This is a genomic window from Pseudomonas sp. COR18, assembly GCF_048568395.1.
GTDB lineage: Bacteria > Pseudomonadota > Gammaproteobacteria > Pseudomonadales > Pseudomonadaceae > Aquipseudomonas > Aquipseudomonas fuscovaginae_B.
Genome location: NZ_CP183808.1, coordinates 4,869,468 through 4,892,925 on the forward strand (window position 1 = coordinate 4,869,468; position 23,458 = coordinate 4,892,925).

Below are 23,458 nucleotides of genomic sequence, written 5' to 3' on the forward strand. Positions count from 1 at the left end.
AGTCAGACCGCTACCAGTACGATGGCGCCGAGCACCACGACTGCACCAGCGGCGATCGACGCGGCATACCAACGCAGTTGACCGGTCTCGCTGCGGCTCAGGGCGGTGTGACCGCCCTTGGCCAGGCGCGGGATCAGGCCGATGGTCTGGTCGAGCGGGTCTTTGCGCAGCACATGGCTGATCGCCAGGTAAGGCTTGACGAACAGTTTGTCGTAGATCCAGTCGAAGCCCCAGGCGGCGAACCACCAGGCCGAAAGGATGCGTCCGATGCCGCTGTTGGCGATGGCCGTCACGAAGCGACGCTTGCCCAGGAACAGCACCGCAGCCAGCAGGATACCGGCCAGGGCGATGGCGCCCGAGGCGATTTCCAGGCTGTGCTTGGCTTCGCCGCCGGCGTGACCGGCGCTTTCCGGCAGTACGCCGGCCAGTGGTGGGTGAATCCAGGCACCGACGAAGGTCGACAGCACGATCAGCACGCCCAGCGGCAGCCAGTGGGAGATACCGTGGCCGGCATGGGCTTCGGTCTTGGCTTCGCCGTGGAAGGCGATGAAGATCAGGCGGAAGGTGTACAGCGAGGTCATGAACGCACCGACCAGGCCGGCGTACAGCAGGCCATGGTTACCGCTGGCGAAGGCTTCCCAGAGGATTTCGTCCTTGGAGTAGAAGCCGGCGGTCACGATCGGCAGGGCGGCCAGGGCGGCACCACCGACGATGAAGCTGGCGTAGGCCAGTGGCAGTTTTTTCCACAGACCGCCCATCTTGAAGATGTTCTGCTCGTGGTGGCAGGCGACGATCACCGCACCGGAGGCAAGGAACAGCAGGGCCTTGAAGAAGGCGTGGGTCATCAGGTGGAAGATCGCGCCTTCCCAGGCGCCGACGCCCAGGGCCAGGAACATGTAGCCGATCTGGCTCATGGTCGAGTAGGCGAGGATACGCTTGATGTCGGTCTGAACCAGCGCGGCGAAGCCGGCGAGAACCAGGGTCACGCCACCGACGATTCCCACCAGATGCAGGATATCCGGCGCCAGGGCGAACAGGCCGTGGGTACGGGCGATCAGGTAGACACCGGCGGTCACCATGGTCGCGGCGTGGATCAGTGCCGAAACCGGGGTAGGACCGGCCATCGCGTCGGCCAGCCAGGTCTGCAGGGGCAGTTGGGCCGATTTACCGACCGCACCACCGAGCAGCAGCAGGGTCGCCAGCACGATCCAGAAGTCGCCGACCTTGAAGTGCTCAGGCGCCTTGACCAGCAGTTCCTGGATATTCAGCGTGCCCAACTGCTGGAACAGGATGAACAGGCCGATGGCCATGAACACGTCGCCGATGCGGGTGACGATGAACGCCTTCAGTGCCGCATTACCGTTGTTGCGGTTGCTGTAGTAGAAACCGATCAACAGGTAGGAGCACAGGCCCACGCCTTCCCAGCCGAAGTACACGAACAGCAGGTTATCGCCGAGCACCAGGAACAGCATGCTGGCGATGAACAGGTTGGTGTAGGAGAAGAAGCGCGAGTAGCCGTCTTCACCGCGCATGTACCAGGAGGCGAACAGGTGGATCAGGAAACCCACCCCGACCACCACACCGAGCATGGTGATCGACAGGCCGTCGATGTACAGGGCGAAGTTGGGGGCGAAGCCCTCCACCGACATCCACTGCCACAGCACCAGGGTGTAGTGGCCGCCTTCAGGAGGCGCGACGTTGAACTGCCAGATCACGTAGGCGGCGACGATCGCCGACAGGCCGATGGAGCCGACGCCGATCAGGGCCGAGAGGTTTTCCGAGAGACGTCCACGGGAGAACGACAGCAGCAGGAAACCGATCAGGGGGAATACGAAAGTCAGAAAGATCATGTTCATCCGCGCATCTCACTGGCAGCGTCGATATCGAGCGTGTGGAAGCGGCGATACAGTTGCAGCAGGATCGCCAGGCCGATACTGGCCTCGGCGGCTGCCAGGCTGATCACCAGGATGAACATGATCTGTCCATCCGGTTGCGCCCAGCGTGCGCCCGCGACGATGAAGGCCAATGCGGCGGCGTTCATCATCACTTCCAGGCTCATCAGCACGAAGAGAATGTTGCGGCGGACCATCAGGCCGACCAGGCCGAGGCAGAACAGGATGCCGGCGACGGCCAGACCATGTTCCAGAGGGATAGCAGGCATCGTATTACTCCTTCGCCTCGTTGCGGCCCAGGTGGAAAGCCGTGATGGCTGCGGCGAGCAGCAGCATCGAGGCCAGTTCTACGACCAGCAGGTATGGACCGAACAGGCTGATGCCCACGGCCTTGGCGCCTACGGTGGTTTGACCGATGCCGACACCGCTGCTGTGGCTGAACAGCACGTACAGCAGTTCGGCCAGCAGCAGGGCGGCGAGGATCACCGGCCCGATCCAGATCCCGGGCTTGAGCCAGGTGCGTTCCTGCAGCACCGAGGCGGGCCCGAGGTTGAGCATCATCACCACGAAGACGAACAGCACCATGATGGCGCCGGCGTAGGCGATCACTTCCAGGGCGCCGGCGAACGGGGCGCCGAGGCTGAAGAAGGTCATCGCCACGGCGATCAGCGAAATGATCAGGTAGAGCAGGGCGTGCACGGGGTTGGTGTTGGTGATCACGCGAAGCGTGGACACCACTGCGATACCCGATGCGAAATAGAAAGCGAATTCCATCTTTCTTCCTTAAGGCAGCAAGCTCTTCACGTTGATCGGTTCGGCTTCGTTCTGGGCGGCGCCTTTCGGCTTGCCGGCAACGGCCATACCTGCAACACGATAGAAGTTGTAGTCAGGGTTCTTGCCGGGGCCGGAGATCAGCAGATCTTCCTTTTCGTAAACCAGATCCTGACGTTTGAACTCGGCCATTTCGAAATCCGGCGTCAGCTGGATCGCGGTGGTCGGGCAGGCTTCCTCGCAGAGACCACAGAAAATGCAGCGCGAGAAGTTGATGCGGAAGAACTCCGGGTACCAACGACCGTCGTCGGTCTCGGCCTTCTGCAGGGAGATGCAACCGACCGGGCAGGCCACGGCACACAGGTTGCACGCCACGCAGCGCTCTTCGCCATCGGGGTCGCGGGTCAGGACGATGCGGCCGCGGTAGCGCGGTGGCAGGTAGACCGGCTCTTCCGGGTATTGCAGGGTGTCGCGCTTGCGAAAGCCATGGCCGAAAATCATCACCAGGCTTCGCAGCTGGGTACCGGTACCCTTAACGATGTCACCAATATATTTGAACATGGGTCAAATCCTCACTGAACCGCGCCGGCGGGCGTGTTCAACAACACGAGCGCAGCGGTCACCAGCATATTGATCAGGGTCAGTGGCAGGCAGAATTTCCAGCTGAAGTCCATCACCTGGTCATACCGTGGGCGCGGGATCGAGGCGCGCAGCAGGATGAACATCATGATGAAAAACGCGGTCTTCAGGGCGAACCAGACGAACGACAGTTGCGGCAGGATGCCGAACGGACCGTGCCAGCCACCGAAGAACAGGGTGACCAGCAGTGCCGAGATCAGGATGATGCCGATGTACTCGCCAACGAAGAACATGCCCCATTTCATGCCGGCGTATTCAATATGGTAGCCGTCGGCCAGTTCCTGTTCCGCTTCCGGCTGGTCGAAGGGGTGACGGTGAGTCACGGCCACGCCGGCGATGAAGAAGGTCAGGAAACCGAAGATCTGCGGGATGATGAACCACAGGTGCTGGGCCTGGTATTCAACGATGTCGCGCATGTTGAACGAGCCGACCTGGACCACGATGCCCATCAGCGACAGGCCCATGAACACTTCGTACGAAACGGTCTGGGCCGAGGCCCGCAGACTGCCGAGCAGGGCGTACTTGTTGCTGCTCGACCAGCCGGCGAACAGTACGGCGTACACCGACAGGCCGGCCATGGCGAAGAAGAACAGCAGGCCGATGTTCAGGTCCGCCACACCCCAGGTCGGGGTGATCGGGATGATCGCGAAGGCGATCAGCAGGGCGCTCATGGCGACCACCGGTGCCAGGGTGAAGATCACCTTGTCGGCGAACGGTGGGGTCCAGTCTTCCTTGAAGAACATCTTCAGCATGTCGGCGGCGATCTGGAACATGCCGAACGGGCCGACGCGGTTCGGACCGTAGCGGTCCTGCCACCAGCCCAGCAGGCGACGTTCGACGAAGCTCAGCAGTGCGCCGCAGACCACCACGGCCAGCAGGACCACGATGGCCTTGATGACCGTGAGGATCACGTCAATCACTTCAGGGGTGAACCAGGTCATTGAGCCGCCTCCTGCAGACCGTCAACGGATTTGCCGAAAATCGCCGGCGGGATACCGGCCAGGCCAGCCGGCAGGGCTACCAGGCCAGCGCCCAGTTGTTCATTGACGCGCAGCGGCAGACGCAGGGTGGTGCCGGCCACGTTGAGGCTCAGCAGGGCACCGTCGTTGACGCCCAGGCGGTCCGCTTCGGACTTGGCCAGCGCGACGTAGGCGGCCGGGATACGCTCCTGCACCGGTGCGGCCTTCGAGGAGTTCTCCTCGCTGCCGAACAGGTGATAGAACGGTACCGCCTGCCAGGTGCCGCGCGATGGCGAGAAGGCAGCCGGTACGCTGGCGAACCAGCCCAGGTTGTCGCCACGGCTTTCGATCAGGCGGATGCCCGGGTCACCGGCACGAATGTGGCCGCCGACTTCGTCCTGGAACTTGTTCCAGGCCTGTGGCGAGTTCCAGCCCGGCGACCAGGCGAACGGCACCTGCTGGCGCGGTTCGGCGGAGCCCGAGTAGCCTTCCATGGAGAAGGCGAACGCGGTGTCCTGATCCTGCGGGGTGCGTGGCTCGTGCACGCTGATGTTGGCGCGCATGGCGGTACGACCGGAGTAGCGCAGCGGTTCGCGGGCCAGTTTCAGGCCCTTGATGCGGAACGCGGCCGACGGTGCGGCGTCGACGATAGCGGCCAGTTGCGGCGCGCTGGCGGCGCAGGCGGCGGTGACGTGGTCCAGCTGGGTCCAGTCCACCGGCTTGTTCAGCAGGGTCGCACGCAGGGCGTGCAGCCAGCGCCAGCCTTCGTGAACCAGGATGCTGGCGTCCATGTATTGCGGGTCGAAGACCTGGAAGAAGCGCTGGGCGCGGCCTTCCTGGCTGACCAGGGTGCCGTCGCCTTCGGCGAAGGTCGCCGCCGGCAGCACCAGGTGGGCGCGGTCGGTGGTGGCGGTCTTCTGGTGGTCGGCAACGATCACCACCTTGGCGGCCTTGAGGGCGGCGTCGACCTTGGCGGCGTCGGTACGGGTGAACAGGTCGTTCTCCAGCACCACGATGGCATCGGCACGGCCGGAAATCACCGCGTCCAGGGCGGCATCGACGGACTCGCCACCGAACATGGCCAGGCCGAGGCTGTTGGCCTCAGGCACGACCAGGCTGATGGAGCCTGCCTTCTCGCGCAGCTTCAGGGCCTTGGCGATGTTCGCCGCGGCTTCGATCAGTGCCTTGGAACCCAGGGAGGTACCGGCGATGATCAGTGGGCGCTTGGCCGCGAGCAGGGCGTCGGCGATACGCTGGGCCAGTTCGCGGGCTTCGCTGTCCAGGCCTTCGACGGCCGGTGCGCTGGCGTCCAGGGCGTGGGCCACGGCGAAGCCGAGGCGGGCCAGGTCATCCGGTGCGGCGTGCACGCACTCTTCGGCGACGTCGTCGAGCTTGGTTTCCGCGAGGCTGGCGATGAACAGCGGATTCAGCGCGTTCTGGCCGATGTTTTTCACCGCGGCGTTGAGCCACGGCTGTACGCGCATCGCGTCGGCCATGTCCTCGGCCTTGCCCTTGACCGACTGGCGCAGGGCCAGGGCCAGGCGGGCGGCGGTCTGGGTCAGGTCTTCACCGAGGACGAACACGGCGTCGTGGTCTTCGATGTCGCGCAGGTTCGGCACGGGCAGTGGGCTGTCCTTGAGGACTTGCAGCACCAGGCGGATGCGCTCCAGCTCGGACGCTTCGATACCCGAGTAGAAGTGCTCGGCACCGACCAGTTCCTGCAGCGCGTAGTTGCTTTCCAGGCTGGCGCGCGGCGAACCGATACCGACGATGTTGCGACCGCGCAGCAGGTCGGCGGCCTTGTCCAGGGCGTTGTCCAGGCTCAGCCTGGTGCCGTCGGCCAGCAGTGGCTGGCGTGGACGGTCGGCGCGGTTGACGTAGCCGTAACCGAAGCGGCCACGGTCGCACAGGAAGTACTGGTTCACCGAACCGTTGAAACGGTTTTCGATGCGCCGCAGTTCGCCGTAGCGCTCACCGGGGCTGATGTTGCAACCGCTGGAGCAGCCATGGCAGATGCTCGGGGCGAACTGCATGTCCCACTTGCGGTTGTAGCGCTCGGAGTGGGTCTTGTCGGTGAACACGCCGGTCGGGCAGACCTCGGTGAGGTTGCCGGAGAACTCGCTTTCCAGAGTGCCGTCTTCGACGCGACCGAAGTACACGTTGTCGTGGGCGCCGAATACCCCCAGGTCGGTACCGCCGGCGTAGTCCTTGTAGAAGCGTACGCAGCGGTAGCAGGCGATGCAGCGGTTCATCTCGTGGGCGATGAACGGACCGAGTTCCTGGTTCTGGTGGGTGCGCTTGGTGAAGCGATAACGGCGCTCGTTGTGGCCGGTCATCACGGTCATGTCTTGCAGGTGGCAGTGACCGCCTTCCTCGCAGACCGGGCAGTCGTGCGGGTGGTTGGTCATCAGCCATTCGACGACACTGGCGCGGAACGCCTTGGACTCTTCGTCGTCGATGGAAATCCAGGTGTTGTCGGTAGCCGGGGTCATGCAGGACATGACGATACGACCACGGGTGTCGTTCTCGTCGTTGTACTGCTTGACCGCGCACTGGCGACAGGCACCGACGCTGCCAAGAGCGGGGTGCCAGCAGAAATAAGGAATGTCGAGGCCCAGCGACAGACATGCCTGTAACAGGTTGTCTGCCCCGTTGACTTCGAGTGCCTTGCCGTCTACGTGGATAGTGGCCATGGTTCAAAGTTCTTCGTTGGCCCGCGTCTGCGGGCGTGGCTAATGGAATCCTGTACTCGCCTGGCGCGTCTAGGCGCGGCTGCAGACGAGGAAGAGGGCGGCATGCACCGCCCCCCTTCGATACGTGTTATGCGCCGACTACGATCGGCCGTGCCAAAGGCGGGACGGCAGCCCCAGCGGGGGCGATGCCGGCCTCGAACTCCGGACGGAAATACTTGATTGCGCTGCCCAATGGCTCCACGGCGCCCGGTGCGTGGGCACAGAAGGTCTTGCCCGGGCCGAGGAAGCCGACCAGACCCAGCAGGGTCTCGATGTCGCCGGCCTGGCCCTGGCCTTTCTCCAAGGCGCGCAGCAGCTTGACGCTCCACGGCAGGCCATCGCGGCAAGGGGTGCAGAAACCGCACGACTCACGGGCGAAGAACTCTTCCATGTTGCGCAGCAGCGAAACCATGTTGATGCTGTCGTCGACCGCCATGGCCAGGCCGGTACCCATCCGGGTGCCGACCTTGGCGATGCCGCCGGCGTACATCTGGGCATCCAGATGCTCGGGCAGCAGGAAGCCGGTACCGGCGCCGCCAGGCTGCCAGCACTTGAGCTTGAAGCCGTCGCGCATGCCACCGGCGTAGTCTTCGAACAGCTCGCGGGCGGTCACGCCGAACGGCAATTCCCACAGGCCCGGGTTCTTCACCTTGCCGGAGAAGCCCATCAGCTTGGTGCCGTGGTCCTCGCTGCCTTCGCGGGCGAGGGACTTGTACCAGTCGACGCCGTTGCCGATGATCGCCGGCACGTTGCACAGCGTCTCGACGTTGTTCACGCAGGTCGGCTTGCCCCAGACGCCAACGGCGGCAGGGAAGGGCGGCTTGGAGCGCGGGTTGGCACGGCGGCCTTCGAGGGAGTTGATCAGTGCGGTTTCTTCACCGCAGATGTAGCGCCCGGCACCGGTGTGGACGAACAGCTCGAAGTCGAAGCCGCTGCCGAGGATGTTCTTGCCCAGCAGGCCCGCAGCCTTGGCTTCTTCCACGGCACGGTTGAGGTGCCGGGCGGCGGTGACGTACTCGCCGCGCAGGAAGATGTAGCCACGGTAGGTCTTCAGCGCACGGGCGCTGATCAGCATGCCTTCGATCAGTTGATGGGGCAGTTGCTCCATCAGCATGCGGTCCTTCCAGGTGTTGGGCTCCATTTCATCCGCGTTGCACAGCAGGTAGCGGATGTTCATGGATTCGTCTTTGGGCATCAGGCCCCACTTGACCCCGGTGGGGAAGCCCGCACCGCCGCGGCCCTTGAGGCCGGAGTCCTTCACGGTCTGGACGATATCGTCGGCGGCCATGTCGGCGAAGGCCTTGCGCGCGGCGGCGTAGCCGTTCTTGGCCTGGTACTCGTCGAGCCATACCGGCTCGGCATCGTCACGCAGGCGCCAGGTCAGCGGGTGGGTTTCTGCCGTGCGCGCGATGCGGTTGGCAGGGCCGAAGGAAGTCAGGGTCATACGTAGCCCTCCAGCAGTTTGTCGACGCCGGCGGCGGTTACGTCGCCGAAGGTGTCGTCGTCGATCATCAGGGCCGGGGCCTTGTCGCAGTTGCCCAGGCAGCACACCGGCAGCAGGGTGAAGCGGCCGTCGGCGGTGGTCTGACCGAGGCCGATGCCCAGCTTGTTCTGGATTTCGCTGACCACCGACTCGTGGCCGCCGATATAGCAGACCATGCTGTCGCAGACGCGAATGACGTGGCGACCGACCGGCTGGCGGAAGATCTGGCTGTAGAAGGTCGCGACGCCTTCGACGTCGCTGGCCGGGATACCGAGGATCTCGCCGATGGCGTAGACCGCGCCGTCAGGCACCCAGCCACGTTCCTTCTGGACGATCTTCAGGGCTTCGATGGACGCCGCGCGCGGGTCCTCGTAGTGATGCATCTCGTGCTCGATGGCCGAGCGCTCGGTTTCGCTGAGGGCGAAACGGTCTGTCTGGATGAGCGTGCTGTTCATGCTTAGCGGTCCACGTCGGCCATAACGAAGTCGATACTACCCAGGTACGCGATCAGGTCCGCGACCATGCTGCCGCGGATCACCGATGGGATCTGCTGCAGGTGCGGATAGCTTGGCGTACGAATCCGGGTGCGGTAGCTCATGGTGCCGCCATCGCTCGTCAGGTAATAACTGTTGATGCCCTTGGTCGCCTCGATCATCTGGAAGGATTCGTTGGCCGGCATGACCGGGCCCCACGAAACCTGCAGGAAGTGCGTGATCAGGGTTTCGATGTGCTGCAGCGTGCGTTCTTTCGGCGGCGGCGTGGTCAGCGGGTGATCCGCCTTGTACGGGCCTTCCGGCATGTTGCGCAGGCACTGGTCGATGATCCGCACGCTCTGGCGCATCTCCTCGACGCGGACCATGCAGCGGTCGTAGGCATCACCGTTGGCCGCCAGCGGTACTTCGAAGTCGAAGTTCTGGTAGCCGGAGTACGGACGCGCCTTGCGCAGGTCGAAATCGCAACCGGTGGAACGCAGGCCGGCACCGGTGACGCCCCACTCCAGGGCTTCCTTGGTGTTGTACTGGGCCACGCCGATGGTACGACCCTTGAGAATACTGTTCTGCAGGGCGGCCTTGGTGTACTCGTCCAGGCGCTTGGGCAGCCATTCGACGAATTCCTTGACCAGCTTGTCCCAGCCCCGAGGCAGGTCGTGGGCGACACCACCGATGCGGTACCAGGCCGGGTGCAGACGGAAGCCGGTGATGGCCTCGATCACCTTGTAGGCGCGCTGGCGGTCGGTGAAGGTGAAGAACACCGGAGTCATCGCACCGACGTCCTGGATGTAGGTACCCAGGAACAGCAGGTGGCTGGTGATCCGGAAGAACTCGGCCATCATGATGCGGATGGTGTCGACCCGGTCCGGCACCTTGATGCCGGCCAGTTTTTCCACCGAGAGCACGTACGGCAGGTTGTTCATCACCCCGCCGAGGTAGTCGATACGGTCGGTGTAGGGGATGAAGCTGTGCCAGGACTGACGCTCGGCCATCTTCTCGGCACCACGGTGGTGGTAGCCGATGTCCGGTACGCAGTCGACGATCTCTTCACCGTCCAGTTGCAGGACGATACGGAAGGCACCGTGGGCCGAAGGGTGGTTCGGGCCGAGGTTGAGGAACATGTAGTCCTCGTTCGGACCGGACCGCTTCATGCCCCAGTCTTCCGGATTGAAGCGCGCGGCTTCCTCTTCCAGTTGCTGCTTGGCCAGGGTCAGGCTGTAGGGATCGAACTCGGTGGCGCGGGCAGGGTAGTCCTTGCGCAGCGGGTGGCCTTCCCAGGTCGGCGGCATCATGATGCGCGACAGGTGCGGGTGGCCTTTGAAGTCGATGCCGAACATGTCCCAGACTTCGCGTTCGTTCCAGTTGGCGTTCGGCCAGATGCTGGTGACGCTGGGCAGGCTGAGGTCGCTTTCGGACAAGGCGACCTTGATCATTACGTCACTATTACGCTCGATCGAGAGCAGATGATAGAAGACGCTGAAATCGGCGGCCGGCAGGCCCTGGCGCTTGGTGCGCAGACGCTCGTCCACGCCGTGCAGGTCATAGAGCATGACGTACGGCTTGGGCAGGTTGCGCAGGAAGGTCAGGACTTCGACGAGTTGGGCGCGGCTCACCCACAGCACCGGCATGCCGGTGCGGGTGGCCTGGGCGGTGAAGGCCTCGGCGCCAAAACGGTTGTTCAGTTCGACGACCACATCCTGGTCGTCAGCCTTGTAAGGCGGGATGTACAGAGCACTGCCTGTAGTCATGGTTTTTTATCGCTTTCGGTCAACGTAAAGAATGAAGCCAGGTACACGTTTCTTTGGAAGAAGCAGAACTGGATCAGACTTCGTCGGGGCTGCGCAGGTTGGTCACCTGGATACGCTGTTCGCGGCGCTGTTCCTTTTGCGACGGCATCTCGGCACGGTAAATGCCTTGATCACCGACGACCCAGGAAAGTGGGCGACGCTCCTGGCCAATCGACTCTTGCAAGAGCATCAAGCCTTGCAGGAAAGCCTCGGGGCGGGGCGGGCAGCCTGGCACGTAGACGTCCACGGGCAGGAACTTGTCCACCCCCTGAACGACGGAGTAGATGTCGTACATGCCGCCGGAGTTGGCACACGAACCCATGGAAATCACCCATTTCGGTTCGAGCATCTGTTCGTACAGGCGCTGGATGATCGGCGCCATCTTGACGAAGCAGGTGCCGGCCACAACCATGAAGTCGGCCTGGCGTGGTGATGCCCGGATAACTTCGGCGCCGAAGCGTGCGATGTCGTGGGGTGCCGTGAAGGCGGTGGTCATCTCCACGTAGCAGCAGGACAGACCGAAGTTGTACGGCCACAGGGAGTTCTTGCGCCCCCAGTTGACCGCGCCACTCAGCACGTCTTCCAGCTTGCCCATGAAAATGTTCTTGTGGACTTGATCCTCTAACGGATCGGCAACGGTTTCCCGTTGGCCGATCGGATATTGCTCGTTAGGAGCGTCCGGGTCGATTCTGGTGAGATTGTATTGCATTGCCAAAGCCTCATTGTTTCAGCTTCGCTTGCCTCTTATGACGAGCTTGTGGAGCCCAATCCAGCGCCCCCACTCGGTAAAGGTAAACAAGACCTGCCAACAGAATTGCTATGAAAACGAGTGCTTCGACGAATCCGGTCCAGCCGCTTTCGCGTACCGACACAGACCATGCAAAGAGAAAGAGGGCTTCGATATCGAAGATCACGAACAGCATCGCGACCAGATAGAATTTGGCGGAGAGCCGCAGGCGGGCGCTGCCGGTGGGCAGCATGCCGGATTCGAACGGTTCGTTCTTGCTGCGTCCCCAGGCTTTTGACCCGAGGAGGCTGGAAAGACCGAGCATGAAGGCACAGAGGCCGACGACGCCGAGCAGGAAAATGGCAAAGCCCCAGTTGTGGGCCATGAGTCCGGTCGCTTCGGTCATGCGGGTAATCCTTAACAGAGAGCAAGGTTCTCTGAGCTTGAAAAAGTAACAAGGCAGTGACGATATGTCGCAGCGCCATCAATCCGGGTGATTTTATGGGTAAACACCTGGCAAGTAAATTTTCTATAGCGAAATTATTTAGTGGAATAAGGACATAGGGACCTCTGGAGGGCCTGCAGGGCCTGTACTGCGGGCATTAGCCGGGTTTTTGTTAATTATGTTTTATCCAGGCTGCAACGAATAAAGCTATTTCTAAATGATAATCAATATTATTTATCTTTCACTGTAACAGCTCTCGTGAATGCGGCTGTTTCTAGTTGCCATATAGGGAGACTAGTTGAAAGTTGCGGGAAGGGGGGACGTTTTAATCGATTTGTCGTGATCGAAGGCTGCGCCAGGTCAATGTTTGGGCGTTGTGGCGGTCGGGCCGGCCCCTTCGCGGGCAGGCCCTGCTCCTGCAGGTTTGTGTGCGCCGATCCTGCTTCTGTAGGAGCCGGGCTTGCCCGCGAAAGGGGGCGCCGGCCCTGCGCAGGATACAGGCAAAAAAATGCCCCGAACCAGTCGGGGCATCAGTCTGTCAGGCATTCCAGTTAGGTCTTACACGGTCTGGAATGGCCGCTTGCTCGGTCGACTCAGTGGAACTGCTCTTCTTCGGTCGAGCCGGTCAGCGCGGTCACCGAGGAGGTACCGCCCTGGATCACGGTGGTCATGTCGTCGAAGTAGCCGGTGCCGACTTCCTGCTGGTGCGCCACGAAGGTGTAGCCCTTGGCGGCATCGGCGAATTCCTGCTCCTGCAGCTTCACGTAGGCGGTCATGTCGTTGCGGGCGTAGTCGTGCGCCAGGTTGAACATGCCGTGCCACATGTTGTGGATGCCGGCCAGGGTGATGAACTGGTGCTTGTAGCCCATGGCCGACAGCTCGCGCTGGAACTTGGCGATGGTCGCGTCGTCCAGGTTCTTCTTCCAGTTGAAGGAAGGCGAGCAGTTGTAGGACAGGATCTGGTCCGGGTATTCCTTCTTGATCGCTTCGGCGAAGCGGCGCGCTTCGTCCAGGTCCGGCTTGGCGGTTTCGCACCAGATCAGGTCGGCATACGGTGCGTAGGCCAGGCCGCGGGCGATGGCCTGGTCGAGGCCGGCGCGGACCTTGTAGAAACCTTCCTGGGTGCGGGTACCGGTGACGAACGGCTGGTCGTAAGGGTCGCAGTCGGAGGTCAGCAGGTCAGCGGCGTTCGCGTCGGTACGGGCCAGGATGATGGTCGGTACGCCGGCGACGTCGGCTGCCAGGCGCGCAGCGACCAGCTTCTGTACGGCTTCCTGGGTCGGTACCAGCACCTTGCCACCCATGTGGCCGCATTTTTTCACCGAAGCCAGCTGGTCTTCGAAGTGCACGCCGGCGGCGCCCGCCTCGATCATGCTCTTCATCAGCTCGTAGGCGTTCAGTACGCCGCCGAAACCGGCTTCGGCGTCGGCCACGATCGGGGCGAAGTAGTCGATGTAGCCTTCGTCACCCGGGTTCTTGCCGGATTTCCATTGGATCTGGTCGGCGCGGCGGAACGAGTTGTTGATGCGCTTGACCACGGTCGGTACCGAGTCGACCGGGTACAGCGACTGGTCGGGGTACATGGATTCGGCGGAGTTGTTGTCCGCAGCCACTTGCCAGCCCGACAGGTAGATCGCCTGGATACCGGCCTTGACCTGTTGCACGGCCTGGCCGCCGGTCAGGGCGCCCATGCAGTTGACGAAATCCTTATCCGGACGGAAGGATGGCTTGGCACCCTGGGTGACCAGCTTCCAGAGCTTCTCGGCACCCAGGCGGGCCAGGGTGTGCTCAGGCTGGATCGAGCCACGCAGACGAACCACGTCAGCGGCGGTGTAGGTGCGAGTCACGCCTTTCCAGCGCGGGTTTTCAGCCCAGTCTTTTTCAAGGGCTGCAATTTGCTGTTCGCGTGTCAGTGCCATGGACATAAACCTCGTCGCGTCTTCTATCAAAAGTCGATCTTTTGTGGAAAGTTCCTTGCTCCACCGCGTGCCCGCACCTGAAAAGGCTTGAGCAGAGGCTGCGCGCCGACCAGAAGCTCAGGCGGTCGAGTCGGGTCTGGCGGGAAATGCGACGGGTGAACGATGGGCTCAAGGGGGAGACGAGCGGGCGAGGGCGATCCTTGGGGCGCAGCGGGGCGTCGTGGGCCTCATGCTGGCTTTGCGGGTATTGCCGTTCTACCTGATTACGCTTCCGTCCCTCGGGACAACTTCGTTCCAGTCGCAATCTCGTCAAACGCGCCTTGTGGGCGGTACAGACACGAATCGGCTCAGGTGGGTGAGTTAGAGCGGCGATCCGAAGGCCCTTGCCAGGGCCCCTGATTAGCGGGAGCGAGGCCATCATGCCTTCGGTTTTTGGGCGCGTCAAACGTTTTGTAGTGCTTTTTTCAAAGCACTACATCTTTGGTCTAATACGACTGGACAGTCAGTTTTCGGTGCTTCAGTCCAGGCTGTCGACTTTCACCCGCAAAGTCATGTCGTTACGGTTCGAGGTAGAGTAGCTGCGGGTTAGAGCCTGGCGGTCGGCCTGGCTCTGGCCGTTGACGCCGGCCAGGGTGATCCATTCGCCGAGTGGTCCGCTGACCGTTGTGTCGGTACTTTGTACGTTCACTACATCCTGACGCTCCTGGCTCATCCGGTCACGATTGGTACTGATGGCCAGGTGAACGATGTTTCCGGTGACGCTGGCGGTGACGTAGAACCCCTGGGTGACGTTGCGATACTGGGTCTGGGTTTGCGGGCGGCCGTAGATGTCGAGTTGGCCGGTGCTGCTGGTCAGCGGCACGCTCTGGCCGACCTGGATCAGTGCCGGGGTGCCTTCGCTGGCCTGGATCTGCTGGATGCCACCGTCGCGGCTGTCGGTGCTGCGGCTGATGATGCGGGTCTGGCCCTGGCCGTTGATCGAGTAGCCCTGGGTACCCTGGTCGTTGTTTTCGCTGGTGTCGACGCTGATCAGCAGGCGCCGGGCCGGTTTGTCCAGTTGCCCGATGAATTCGCGCAGTTCGCCGATCTTGCGCGGTTCGGCGTTGACGATCAGCTGGTTCTGGTAGGCGCTGACCTTGCCGTCCTGGCCGAGGAAGTTCTGCGCGACCGGCAGCAGGTCACTGCTGGTGCGGTAGTTCAGGGGGATCAGCTCGGTGGCCGCCTGGGCGCTGAAGGTGCAGGCCAGCAGCAGGCCGGTGAAGAGGGTGCGTAGGGACATGTCCGTTATCTCCGCGTTTGACTGGGCAATGCACATGAGTGTGATGCATTGAGTTTGACAGTTTCTCGGCGCGGCAGGCGGCAAATTGAATGGCGCACAGCAAAACGCCCCGATGACGGGGCGTTTTTACCGGTTCCGCAACTGCAGGGCGTCAGGCCGCGCCGCGAACCATGTCGACGTGGGGAATCCCGGCTTCGAGAAACTCCTCGCTGACGATGCTGAAGCCATGGCGTTCGTAGAACGCCGTGGCCTGCACCTGGGCGCTGAGCATCTGCTGCTTGAGGCCACGCTTCTCCGCTTCGCCGATCACTGCCTGCAGCAGCGCGTCGCCGACCTTCAGGCCGCGCCAGTCGCGCAGCACCGAGACGCGGCCGATCTGCCCGTCTGGGAGCAGGCGGGCGGTGCCGATCGGGAAGTCGCCTTCGTAGGCGAGGAAATGCACCGCTGCGGCGTCCTCCGCGTCCCACTCCAGCTCCGGGGTACAGCTTGTTCGGCAATGAACACCGACTCACGAATGCGCCGAATCTCGGCGTTATCCTTTTGCCAGTCCGCGACACGTACGTGAATTCTATTCATCGGCAAATCCCACGCTTCCTTGTTTGACCAGCTCGCACAGCAGGCTGCGTCCATCCTCGTCCGCCAGCCATGGGCCGAGGTTGTCGATGTGCAGGGCTTCGGCTGCACAGATCATCTTCAGCAGCTCGCGCAGCTTGCCTGGCAGGTAACGGCTCTGGCCGCTGGCGAACAGCAGCAGGTCGTCGTCGACTTCCGACCAGGCCAGGCGTGCACTCGGGTTACGAATCAGTATGGCACCGTGCTCCAGGCCGGCGAGCAGGTCTTCTTCTTCCAGTTCCGGGCCGACCACCAGTTCCGGGTAGCGTGGCTCGGTCATGAACTGGCCGAACCAGGTCAGCAGCAGGCGCTCGTCGCTCATGTGCTCGGCCAGCAGGCTCTTGAGGCGGTCGAGGGCGTCGTGCTGAATCTGGTGCGGGTCGACTGCCGGCTGGGCGTCGGCATCGGTGTAGCGCTCTTCGTCCGGCAGGAACTGGCTGAGGAAGTCGGTGAAGTGGGTCAGCACTTCAGCGGCGCTCGGGGCGCGGAAACCCACCGAGTAGGTCATGCAGTCGTCCACGGCGACGCCGCAGTGGGCCAGGCGTGGTGGCAGATAGAGCATGTCGCCCGGTTCCAGCACCCAACCCTCGGTTTCCTCGAAGTCGGCGAGGATGCGCAGGTCGGCGTGCTCCAGCAGGGTGCTTTCGGAATCGCACATCTGGCCGATCTTCCAGTGGCGCTTGCCCTTGCCCTGCAGCAGGAACACGTCGTAGTTGTCGAAGTGCGGGCCGACGCTGCCACCCGGGGCGGCGAAGCTGATCATCACATCGTCGATCCGCCAGCTCGGCAGGAAGCGGAAATGCTCCAGCAGCTCGGCGACTTCCGGGACGAACTGGTCGACCGCCTGCACCAGCAGGGTCCACTCACGTTCCGGCAACTGGCTGAAGGCGTCCTCGGAAAACGGACCGCGGCGCAGTTCCCACGGACGTTCGCCATGCTCGATGATCACGCGCGATTCGACTTCTTCTTCCAGGGCCAGGCCGGCCAGTTCGTCAGCGTCGATCGGGCTTTCGAAGTCGGGAATCGCCTGGCGAATCAGCAGCGGTTTCTTTTGCCAGTAGTCGCGCAGGAATTCCCGGGCGGTGAGCCCGCCCAGAAGTTGCAGAGGAGTATCAGGATTCATGTGTAACCTATTGAAAAATCGTATTTTTCAGACTGGAATAAAAACGCCCGGCTCAGCCGGGCGTTCAGAGCGGGTGCCGTACGATCAGATACGCTGGGCCTGGGCCACGGCGTTGCCGATGTAGTTGGCCGGGGTCAGTTGTTTCAGCTCGGCCTTGGCGTCGGCAGGCATGTCGAGGCCGTCGATGAAAGTCTGCAGGGCTTCAGGGCTGATGCCTTTGCCACGGGTCAGTTCTTTCAGCTTTTCGTACGGGTTTTCGATGTTGTAGCGACGCATCACGGTCTGGATCGGCTCGGCCAGGACTTCCCAGCAGGCGTCCAGGTCGGCGGCGATCTTCTGCTCGTTGATCTCCAGCTTGCCGATGCCCTTGAGGCTGGCTTCGTAGGCGATCACGCTGTGGGCAAAGCCGACACCGAGGTTGCGCAGTACGGTGGAGTCGGTCAGGTCCCGCTGCCAGCGGGAGATCGGCAGCTTGCTGGCCAGGTGCTGGAACAGAGCGTTGGCGATACCCAGGTTGCCTTCGGAGTTTTCGAAGTCGATCGGGTTGACCTTGTGCGGCATGGTCGAGGAGCCGATTTCGCCGGCGATGGTCTTCTGCTTGAAGTAACCCAGGGAGATGTAGCCCCAGATGTCGCGGTCGAAGTCGATCAGGATGGTGTTGAAGCGGGCGATCGCGTCGAACAGCTCGGCGATGTAGTCGTGCGGTTCGATCTGCGTGGTGTAGGGGTTGAACACCAGGCCAAGTTCGTCCTCGATGAAGGCGCGGGCGTTGGCTTCCCAGTCGACTTGCGGGTAGGCCGACAGGTGGGCGTTGTAGTTGCCCACGGCGCCGTTGATCTTGCCCAGCAGTGGCACGGCGGCCACCTGGGCGATCTGGCGCTCCAGGCGGTAGACGACGTTCGCCAGTTCCTTGCCCAGGGTGGTCGGCGAAGCGGGCTGGCCGTGGGTGCGCGACAGCATCGGCACGGCGGCGAAGCGGCGGGCCAGCTCACGGATGGCTTCGGCGATCTGGCGCATCAGCGGCAGCAGCACGTCGTCGCGGCCTTCGCGCAGCATCAGGGCGTGGGACAGGTTGTTGATGTCCTCGCTGGTGCAGGCGAAGTGGATGAATTCGCTGACGGCGGCCAGTTCAGGCAGCTTGGCGGCCTGCTCCTTGAGCAGGTACTCGATGGCCTTGACGTCGTGGTTGGTGGTGCGCTCGATCTCTTTGACGCGCTCGGCGTGCTCCAGGGCGAAGTTTTCGGCCAGGGTGTCGAGCACGGCGTTGGCTTCGGCGGAGAACGCCGGGACTTCGGTGATGGCCGGGTGGGCGGCCAGGCGCTGGAGCCAGCGGACTTCCACCAGGGCGCGGGCACGGATCAGGCCGTACTCACTGAAAATAGGGCGCAGGGCCTGGGTTTTGCCGGCGTAGCGGCCGTCAACAGGGGAAACCGCAGTGAGCGAAGAGAGCTGCATGGGGTGTTCTCGGACAGTCAGGCAACGAAATGGGGCGCGTATCATACATGAAAAAATCCGCCGGTCCGTTGCGAACTGACCGGCGTATCGCGCTTTTAAGCTCCGTCGATGGCCTCAGGCGCTACGCATCAACGGATAGAGTTCCTTGAGCAGCTTGCGGCGGCTGATCACCAGCTGCCAGCGATGGCCGCCCAGTTGGCGCCAGAGGCGGGCCGAACGGATACCGGCCAGCAGCAGGGCACGGATTTTCGAGGCATTGCTCGGCTGTTGCAGGTTGCGCATGTCGCCATGCACCTGGATGCGTTGGCGCAGTGTGCTGAGGGTGTCCTGGTACAGTGCGCCACAGGCCGCCACCACGTTTTCGTGGGCCGGGCCGAAGTGTTCGACCTGGGACTGGATCTGCGGCAGGCGCTTGCCGATGGTTTCCAGCATGTCCTCGCGCTTGGCCAGCTGGCGCTCCAGGCCGAGCATCGACAGAGCGTAGCGCAGCGGCTCGCGTTGCAGGGCGCTCGGGTCGCGTTCGAGGGCGCCGATCAGGGCGCGATAGCCGTCGCGCAGGTTGATGTCGTCGCCGCCGTAGACCTCCAGGGTGTCCTTGGGGTCGCGAATCAGCAGGCTGCCGAGCATGCAACTGACGCCGGCTTCGCTGGACTGGCCGGTCTTGGCGATCCGGTCCACCAGCACCGCCGCGAGAAACACGCCGCCCAGGGCGGTCAACTGCTCCTGGATCGGGCTCATGGGCGTGCTCCGTCAGCCGACGGTTCGGCCACTTCGATGACGCCGCCGCCGAGGCAGACTTCGCCATCGTAGAACACCACGGACTGGCCGGGAGTGACCGCGCGCTGAGGCTCGTCGAACACCGCACGATAGCCGTCGGCAGTCTTTTGCAGGGTGCAATGCTGGTCGCCCTGGCGATAGCGGACTTTCGCCGTCAGCTTGCGCGGGCTGCTCAGGTCGATCGGGTTGACCCAGTAGATTTCCGAGGCGAGCAGGGCGCCGGAGAACAGCCACGGGTGTTCGTTGCCCTGGCCGACGATCAGTTCGTTGTGTTCCAGGTCCTTGCGCAGCACGTACCACGGCTCGTCGCCTGCGTCCTTCAGGCCGCCGATGCCCAGGCCCTGGCGCTGGCCTATGGTGTGGTACATCAGGCCGTGGTGGCGGCCGATCACTTCACCGTCGGTGGTCTTGATCTCGCCGGGCTGGGCCGGCAGGTACTGCTTGAGGAAGTCGCTGAAGCGCCGTTCGCCGATGAAGCAGATACCGGTGGAGTCCTTTTTCTTCGCGGTGGCCAGGCCGTGTTTTTCGGCGATGGCGCGCACGGCCGGTTTTTCCAGCTCGCCGACCGGGAACAGGGTCTTGGCGATCTGTTCGCCGCCGACGGCGTGCAGGAAGTAGCTCTGGTCCTTGTTCGGGTCCAGGCCCTTGAGCAGCTCGGTGCGGCCGTCGATATCGCGGCGGCGCACGTAGTGGCCGGTGGCGATCAGGTCGGCGCCCAGGCTCAGGGCGTAGTCGAGGAACGCCTTGAACTTGATTTCGCGGTTGCAGAGGATGTCCGGGTTCGGCGTACGCCCGGCCTTGTACTCGGCCAGAAAATGTTCGAACACGTTGTCCCAGTATTCGGCGGCAAAGTTGGCGGTGTGCAGCTTGATACCGATCTTGTCGCACACGGCCTGGGCGTCCGCCAGGTCGTCCATGGCGGTGCAGTACTCCGTACCGTCGTCCTCCTCCCAGTTCTTCATGAACAGGCCTTCCACCTGGTAACCCTGCTCCATGAGCAGTACGGCGGAAACGGAAGAGTCCACGCCGCCGGACATGCCGACGATGACGCGCAGGTTTTCTGGGGCGGTGGCAGCAGGATCACGCATAGGGATTCAATGAGTGTCTTCGAAAAAGGACGCGATTCTAACAGGCCCTGGCCTTCAAGGCTAAAGAGAAGGGCGGATCAGTTCGAGACTGTGCAATGGGCCGGCGAGATAATCGTCGACACAACGGATGATCAGCTCGCTGCGCCACTGCGGGCGCAGGGCCAGCAACTCTTCGCGAGTCAGCCAGCGCGGACCGATGATACCGTGGTCCAACTGATAGTCGGGCCGCTGGCGCAGCGGTTTGCCGGCGAAGCACACGCGCTGGTAGGTCACGCCGTTGCTCGGCGCGGTGTACAGATAGAGGCCGATCACGCCGCTGAGCTCGACGTCCCAGCCGGTTTCCTCCAGGGTTTCGCGCAGGGCGGCTTCGATCAGGCTTTCGTTCGGATCGAGGTGGCCGGCCGGCTGGTTGAAGACGACCTGGCCGTCCTGCCGTTCCTCGACGAACAGGAAGCGGCCCTGGTCCTCGATGACGGTGGCGACGGTGATGTGGGGTTGCCATTCCATAAGATCGGTTCCTCCTCGCCTATCTATAAGGGCTGCACGGCCCCCTGTAGGAGCGTGGCTTGCCCGCGAAGCTTTTAGCGGCCTTGAGACCGCCTTCGCGGGCAAGCCACGCTCCTACAGGGCGGTAAACACAAACCCCGGCACGGGGCCGGGGTTTGTGATCTTGCGTGAGAGCTTACACCAGTGCCGCGATCGCCGCGTTCAGGGTGGCGCTCGGGCGCATGGCCTGGCTGATCAGTTCGGCGCTGGCGTGGTAGTAACCGCCGATGTCGACTGGCTTGCCCTGTACGGCGTTGAGCTCGGCAACGATTTTTGCCTCGTTCTCGCTCAGGGTTTTCGCCAGAGGCGCGAACTGGGCCTGCAGTGCAGCGTCCTCGGTCTGGGCAGCCAGGGCCTGAGCCCAGTACAGCGCCAGGTAGAAGTGGCTGCCGCGGTTGTCGATGTTGCCGACTTTACGCGATGGCGACTTGTTGTTGTCGAGGAACTGGCCGGTGGCCTGGTCCAGGGTCTTGGACAGTACCAGCGCTTTCGGGTTGTTGTAGTTCACGCCCAGGTGCTCCAGGGAAGCGGCCAGGGCCAGGAACTCACCCAGGGAGTCCCAGCGCAGGAAGTTTTCTTCCAGCAGTTGCTGCACGTGCTTCGGCGCCGAACCGCCGGCACCGGTTTCGAACAGGCCGCCGCCATTCATCAGCGGGACGATCGACAGCATCTTGGCGCTGGTGCCCAGTTCCATGATCGGGAACAGGTCGGTCAGGTAGTCACGCAGCACGTTGCCGGTCACCGAGATGGTGTCCTTGCCGGCGCGGGTGCGGGCCAGGGTGGCCTTCATCGCGTCGACCGGCGACATGATCTGGATGTCCAGGCCAGTGGTGTCGTGGTCTTTCAGGTAGGCCTGGACCTTCTCGATCACCACGCCGTCGTGGGCACGCAGCGGGTCGAGCCAGAAGATCGCCGGGGTGCTGCTGGCGCGGGCACGGTTGACGGCCAGTTTGACCCAGTCCTGGATCGGCGCGTCCTTGGTCTGGCACATGCGGAAGATGTCGCCGGCTTCGACGTTCTGTTCCAGCAGGGTGCGACCGGTGCTGTCGGTCACGCGGACCACGCCGTTGGCCTTGATCTGGAAGGTCTTGTCGTGGGAGCCGTATTCTTCGGCCTTCTTCGCCATCAGGCCGACGTTCGGCACGCTGCCCATGGTGGTCGGGTCGAAGGCGCCGTTGGCCTTGCAGTCCTCGATCACCGCCTGGTAGATGGTGGCGTAGCAGCGATCCGGGATCACGGCCTTGGTGTCGTGCAACTGGCCGTCGGTGCCCCACATCTTGCCGGAGTCACGGATCATGGCTGGCATCGAGGCGTCGACGATGACGTCGCTCGGCACGTGCAGGTTGGTGATGCCCTTGTCGGAGTTGACCATGGCCAGGGCTGGGCGAACGGCGTAGACCGCCTGGATGTCCGCTTCGATCTGGGCCTGCTGCTCGGCTGGCAGGGTCTTGATACGGGCGTACAGGTCGCCGATACCGTTGTTCAGGTTGAAGCCGATCTGCTCCAGGACTTCGGCGTTCTTGGCCAGGGCGTCCTTGTAGTACTCGGCAACGATCTGGCCGAACATGATCGGGTCGGAGACCTTCATCATGGTCGCCTTCAGGTGAACCGACAGCAGCACGCCTTCGTTCTTGGCGGCTTCGATTTCAGCGGCGATGAAGCTGCGCAGGGCGTTCTTGCTCATCACGGCGCAGTCGAGGATCTCGCCGGCCTGGACGCTGGTCTTCTCTTTCAGGACGCTGGTGCTGCCGTCCTGGGCGATCAGCTCGATCTTGACGCTGCCTGCGGCTTCGATCAGTGCCGCCTTCTCGCTGCCGTAGAAGTCACCGCTGTTCATGTGGGCAACGTGGGACTTGGAGTCGGCAGCCCAGGCGCCCATCTTGTGCGGGTGCTTGCGGGCGTAGTTCTTGACCGACAGCGGTGCGCGGCGGTCGGAGTTGCCTTCGCGCAGAACCGGGTTCACGGCGCTGCCCTTGACCTTGTCGTAACGGGCGCGAGCGTCTTTCTCGGCATCGTTGGTCACGGTTTCCGGGTAGTCCGGAATGTTGAAGCCCTGGGCCTGCAATTCCTTGATCGCGGCCTGCAGCTGCGGTACCGAGGCGCTGATGTTCGGCAGCTTGATGATGTTGGCTTCAGGGGTGATGGCCAGTTCGCCGAGTTCGGCGAGGTGGTCCGGCACTGCTTTGGCGCCCAGCTGCTCGGGGAAGCTGGCGAGAATGCGTCCGGCCAGGGAGATGTCGCGGGTTTCCACGGCGATATCAGCCGAAGCGGTGAAGGCCTCTACGATAGGCAACAGTGAATAGGTGGCGAGGGCGGGAGCTTCGTCGGTAAAGGTGTAGATGATCTTCGAGCGGGTGGGCATATTCGGATTAACTCTCTTCTTTGCTAAAGCATGCGCAGAAACTAACTCGAGGTGCGCCGGATAAGCGCGTTCGTTCAAAGTCGTCCATGAGTCGAAAATCGAAGTTTCTTCGCGGTGATGTTGGGTGCATCAGTCGAGCGTCAAGCGGTCGGGCTGCGGTAACAGCCCGGCTCTGGGCGGCAGTTCCTGGCTACATTTCCTGTAACAGAGGCGTCGGCCATCGTGACCCTGTGGTCAGCGGCGCGAGTATACATAGGTTGCTGGCAAAACGCCGAGCGTTCATGCCCAACTCTTTTCGTCCATTGGTCTAAAGGTCGCACCCGCAGTTGCCTCGCCGATGAGCGTCTGGTGCTGGAGATTGGCGCTTTTCC

19 protein-coding genes and 1 pseudogene are annotated in these 23,458 nt (G+C 62.9%); all 20 read right to left on the bottom strand.

Annotated elements, in window-relative coordinates; genetic code table 11:
• Window positions 1–2: 2 nt before the first annotated feature.
• Window positions 3–1,856, bottom strand: coding sequence for an NADH-quinone oxidoreductase subunit L (gene nuoL, locus ACM62G_RS22305; RefSeq protein ID WP_054057225.1), 1,854 nt, complete (start codon window positions 1,854–1,856; stop codon window positions 3–5).
• Window positions 1,853–2,161 (bottom strand): NADH-quinone oxidoreductase subunit NuoK, encoded by a 309-nt coding sequence (nuoK, locus tag ACM62G_RS22310; RefSeq protein WP_017131317.1) that lies wholly within the window; start codon window positions 2,159–2,161, stop codon window positions 1,853–1,855. The genes nuoL and nuoK overlap by 4 nt, the downstream gene beginning before the upstream one ends.
• A gap of 4 nt (window positions 2,162–2,165) precedes the next feature.
• A complete protein-coding gene (nuoJ, locus tag ACM62G_RS22315) occupies window positions 2,166–2,666 on the bottom strand; it encodes an NADH-quinone oxidoreductase subunit J (protein ID WP_054057226.1) in 501 nt (166 codons plus the stop codon).
• A 9-nt stretch (window positions 2,667–2,675) separates the two neighbouring features.
• Complete coding sequence (nuoI, locus tag ACM62G_RS22320) at window positions 2,676–3,224, bottom strand: NADH-quinone oxidoreductase subunit NuoI (protein ID WP_017903633.1); 549 nt, start codon at window positions 3,222–3,224, stop codon at window positions 2,676–2,678.
• A gap of 11 nt (window positions 3,225–3,235) precedes the next feature.
• Window positions 3,236–4,243, bottom strand: a complete 1,008-nt coding sequence (gene nuoH / locus ACM62G_RS22325) for an NADH-quinone oxidoreductase subunit NuoH (protein ID WP_054057227.1) — start codon at window positions 4,241–4,243, stop codon at window positions 3,236–3,238.
• The gene (nuoG, locus tag ACM62G_RS22330; RefSeq protein ID WP_419735565.1) at window positions 4,240–6,954 is read right to left on the bottom strand and encodes an NADH-quinone oxidoreductase subunit NuoG; all 2,715 of its coding nucleotides are present in this window, start codon (window positions 6,952–6,954) and stop codon (window positions 4,240–4,242) included. Before nuoG ends, nuoH begins: the two co-directional genes overlap by 4 nt.
• Window positions 6,955–7,081: 127 nt before the next feature.
• A complete protein-coding gene (gene nuoF, locus ACM62G_RS22335; protein ID WP_010444603.1) occupies window positions 7,082–8,437 on the bottom strand; it encodes an NADH-quinone oxidoreductase subunit NuoF in 1,356 nt (451 codons plus the stop codon).
• The gene (gene nuoE / locus ACM62G_RS22340) at window positions 8,434–8,931 is read right to left on the bottom strand and encodes an NADH-quinone oxidoreductase subunit NuoE (RefSeq protein ID WP_054057229.1); all 498 of its coding nucleotides are present in this window, start codon (window positions 8,929–8,931) and stop codon (window positions 8,434–8,436) included. The genes nuoF and nuoE overlap by 4 nt, the downstream gene beginning before the upstream one ends.
• A gap of 2 nt (window positions 8,932–8,933) precedes the next feature.
• Window positions 8,934–10,715: an NADH-quinone oxidoreductase subunit C/D gene (nuoC, locus tag ACM62G_RS22345; protein WP_054057230.1), complete on the bottom strand. Its 1,782-nt coding sequence runs from the start codon at window positions 10,713–10,715 to the stop codon at window positions 8,934–8,936.
• A 73-nt stretch (window positions 10,716–10,788) separates the two neighbouring features.
• A complete protein-coding gene (locus ACM62G_RS22350; RefSeq protein ID WP_026145108.1) occupies window positions 10,789–11,463 on the bottom strand; it encodes a NuoB/complex I 20 kDa subunit family protein in 675 nt (224 codons plus the stop codon).
• A gap of 10 nt (window positions 11,464–11,473) precedes the next feature.
• Window positions 11,474–11,887, bottom strand: coding sequence for an NADH-quinone oxidoreductase subunit A (locus tag ACM62G_RS22355; protein ID WP_017903639.1), 414 nt, complete (start codon window positions 11,885–11,887; stop codon window positions 11,474–11,476).
• Window positions 11,888–12,519: 632 nt separating this feature from the next.
• Entirely contained in the window at window positions 12,520–13,845 is a 1,326-nt protein-coding gene (aceA, locus tag ACM62G_RS22360; protein ID WP_054057256.1) for an isocitrate lyase, read from the bottom strand.
• A 517-nt stretch (window positions 13,846–14,362) separates the two neighbouring features.
• Window positions 14,363–15,124: a secretin N-terminal domain-containing protein gene (locus tag ACM62G_RS22365; RefSeq protein ID WP_054057231.1), complete on the bottom strand. Its 762-nt coding sequence runs from the start codon at window positions 15,122–15,124 to the stop codon at window positions 14,363–14,365.
• Window positions 15,125–15,275: 151 nt separating this feature from the next.
• Window positions 15,276–15,700 (bottom strand): annotated as a pseudogene (locus ACM62G_RS22370) (GNAT family N-acetyltransferase).
• Window positions 15,693–16,859, bottom strand: coding sequence for a cupin domain-containing protein (locus ACM62G_RS22375; protein ID WP_273823234.1), 1,167 nt, complete (start codon window positions 16,857–16,859; stop codon window positions 15,693–15,695). Before ACM62G_RS22375 ends, ACM62G_RS22370 begins: the two are co-directional and overlap by 8 nt.
• Before the next feature lie 84 nt (window positions 16,860–16,943).
• Window positions 16,944–18,314, bottom strand: a complete 1,371-nt coding sequence (gene purB, locus ACM62G_RS22380; protein ID WP_419735566.1) for an adenylosuccinate lyase — start codon at window positions 18,312–18,314, stop codon at window positions 16,944–16,946.
• Between the two features lie 114 nt (window positions 18,315–18,428).
• Entirely contained in the window at window positions 18,429–19,052 is a 624-nt protein-coding gene (gene hflD / locus ACM62G_RS22385; protein ID WP_017903645.1) for a high frequency lysogenization protein HflD, read from the bottom strand.
• Window positions 19,049–20,179 (bottom strand): tRNA 2-thiouridine(34) synthase MnmA, encoded by a 1,131-nt coding sequence (gene mnmA / locus ACM62G_RS22390; RefSeq protein WP_054057235.1) that lies wholly within the window; start codon window positions 20,177–20,179, stop codon window positions 19,049–19,051. Before mnmA ends, hflD begins: the two co-directional genes overlap by 4 nt.
• A 60-nt stretch (window positions 20,180–20,239) precedes the next feature.
• Window positions 20,240–20,686 carry an NUDIX hydrolase gene (locus tag ACM62G_RS22395; protein ID WP_419735567.1) on the bottom strand — a complete coding sequence of 149 codons (447 nt, stop codon included), beginning with the start codon at window positions 20,684–20,686 and terminating at the stop codon, window positions 20,240–20,242.
• 175 nt (window positions 20,687–20,861) lie between these two features.
• Entirely contained in the window at window positions 20,862–23,087 is a 2,226-nt protein-coding gene (locus ACM62G_RS22400; protein WP_419735568.1) for an NADP-dependent isocitrate dehydrogenase, read from the bottom strand.
• Window positions 23,088–23,458: the final 371 nt, after the last annotated feature.

Excerpts from the sequence above, each read along its gene's own strand:
- hflD (WP_017903645.1), bottom strand. The coding sequence starts at position 19,052 with ATGAGCCCGATCCAGGAGCAGTTGACCGCCCTGGGCGGCGTGTTTCTC.
- ACM62G_RS22375 (WP_273823234.1), bottom strand. The coding sequence starts at position 16,859 with ATGAATCCTGATACTCCTCTGCAACTTCTGGGCGGGCTCACCGCCCGG.
- nuoG (WP_419735565.1), bottom strand. The coding sequence starts at position 6,954 with ATGGCCACTATCCACGTAGACGGCAAGGCACTCGAAGTCAACGGGGCA.
- ACM62G_RS22350 (WP_026145108.1), bottom strand. The coding sequence starts at position 11,463 with ATGCAATACAATCTCACCAGAATCGACCCGGACGCTCCTAACGAGCAA.
- nuoE (WP_054057229.1), bottom strand. The coding sequence starts at position 8,931 with ATGAACAGCACGCTCATCCAGACAGACCGTTTCGCCCTCAGCGAAACC.
- nuoI (WP_017903633.1), bottom strand. The coding sequence starts at position 3,224 with ATGTTCAAATATATTGGTGACATCGTTAAGGGTACCGGTACCCAGCTG.
- mnmA (WP_054057235.1), bottom strand. The coding sequence starts at position 20,179 with ATGCGTGATCCTGCTGCCACCGCCCCAGAAAACCTGCGCGTCATCGTC.
- ACM62G_RS22395 (WP_419735567.1), bottom strand. The coding sequence starts at position 20,686 with ATGGAATGGCAACCCCACATCACCGTCGCCACCGTCATCGAGGACCAG.
- nuoH (WP_054057227.1), bottom strand. The coding sequence starts at position 4,243 with ATGACCTGGTTCACCCCTGAAGTGATTGACGTGATCCTCACGGTCATC.
- nuoL (WP_054057225.1), bottom strand. The coding sequence starts at position 1,856 with ATGAACATGATCTTTCTGACTTTCGTATTCCCCCTGATCGGTTTCCTG.
- ACM62G_RS22355 (WP_017903639.1), bottom strand. The coding sequence starts at position 11,887 with ATGACCGAAGCGACCGGACTCATGGCCCACAACTGGGGCTTTGCCATT.
- aceA (WP_054057256.1), bottom strand. The coding sequence starts at position 13,845 with ATGGCACTGACACGCGAACAGCAAATTGCAGCCCTTGAAAAAGACTGG.
- nuoK (WP_017131317.1), bottom strand. The coding sequence starts at position 2,161 with ATGCCTGCTATCCCTCTGGAACATGGTCTGGCCGTCGCCGGCATCCTG.
- nuoF (WP_010444603.1), bottom strand. The coding sequence starts at position 8,437 with ATGACCCTGACTTCCTTCGGCCCTGCCAACCGCATCGCGCGCACGGCA.
- ACM62G_RS22400 (WP_419735568.1), bottom strand. The coding sequence starts at position 23,087 with ATGCCCACCCGCTCGAAGATCATCTACACCTTTACCGACGAAGCTCCC.
- nuoC (WP_054057230.1), bottom strand. The coding sequence starts at position 10,715 with ATGACTACAGGCAGTGCTCTGTACATCCCGCCTTACAAGGCTGACGAC.
- purB (WP_419735566.1), bottom strand. The coding sequence starts at position 18,314 with ATGCAGCTCTCTTCGCTCACTGCGGTTTCCCCTGTTGACGGCCGCTAC.
- nuoJ (WP_054057226.1), bottom strand. The coding sequence starts at position 2,666 with ATGGAATTCGCTTTCTATTTCGCATCGGGTATCGCAGTGGTGTCCACG.
- ACM62G_RS22365 (WP_054057231.1), bottom strand. The coding sequence starts at position 15,124 with ATGTCCCTACGCACCCTCTTCACCGGCCTGCTGCTGGCCTGCACCTTC.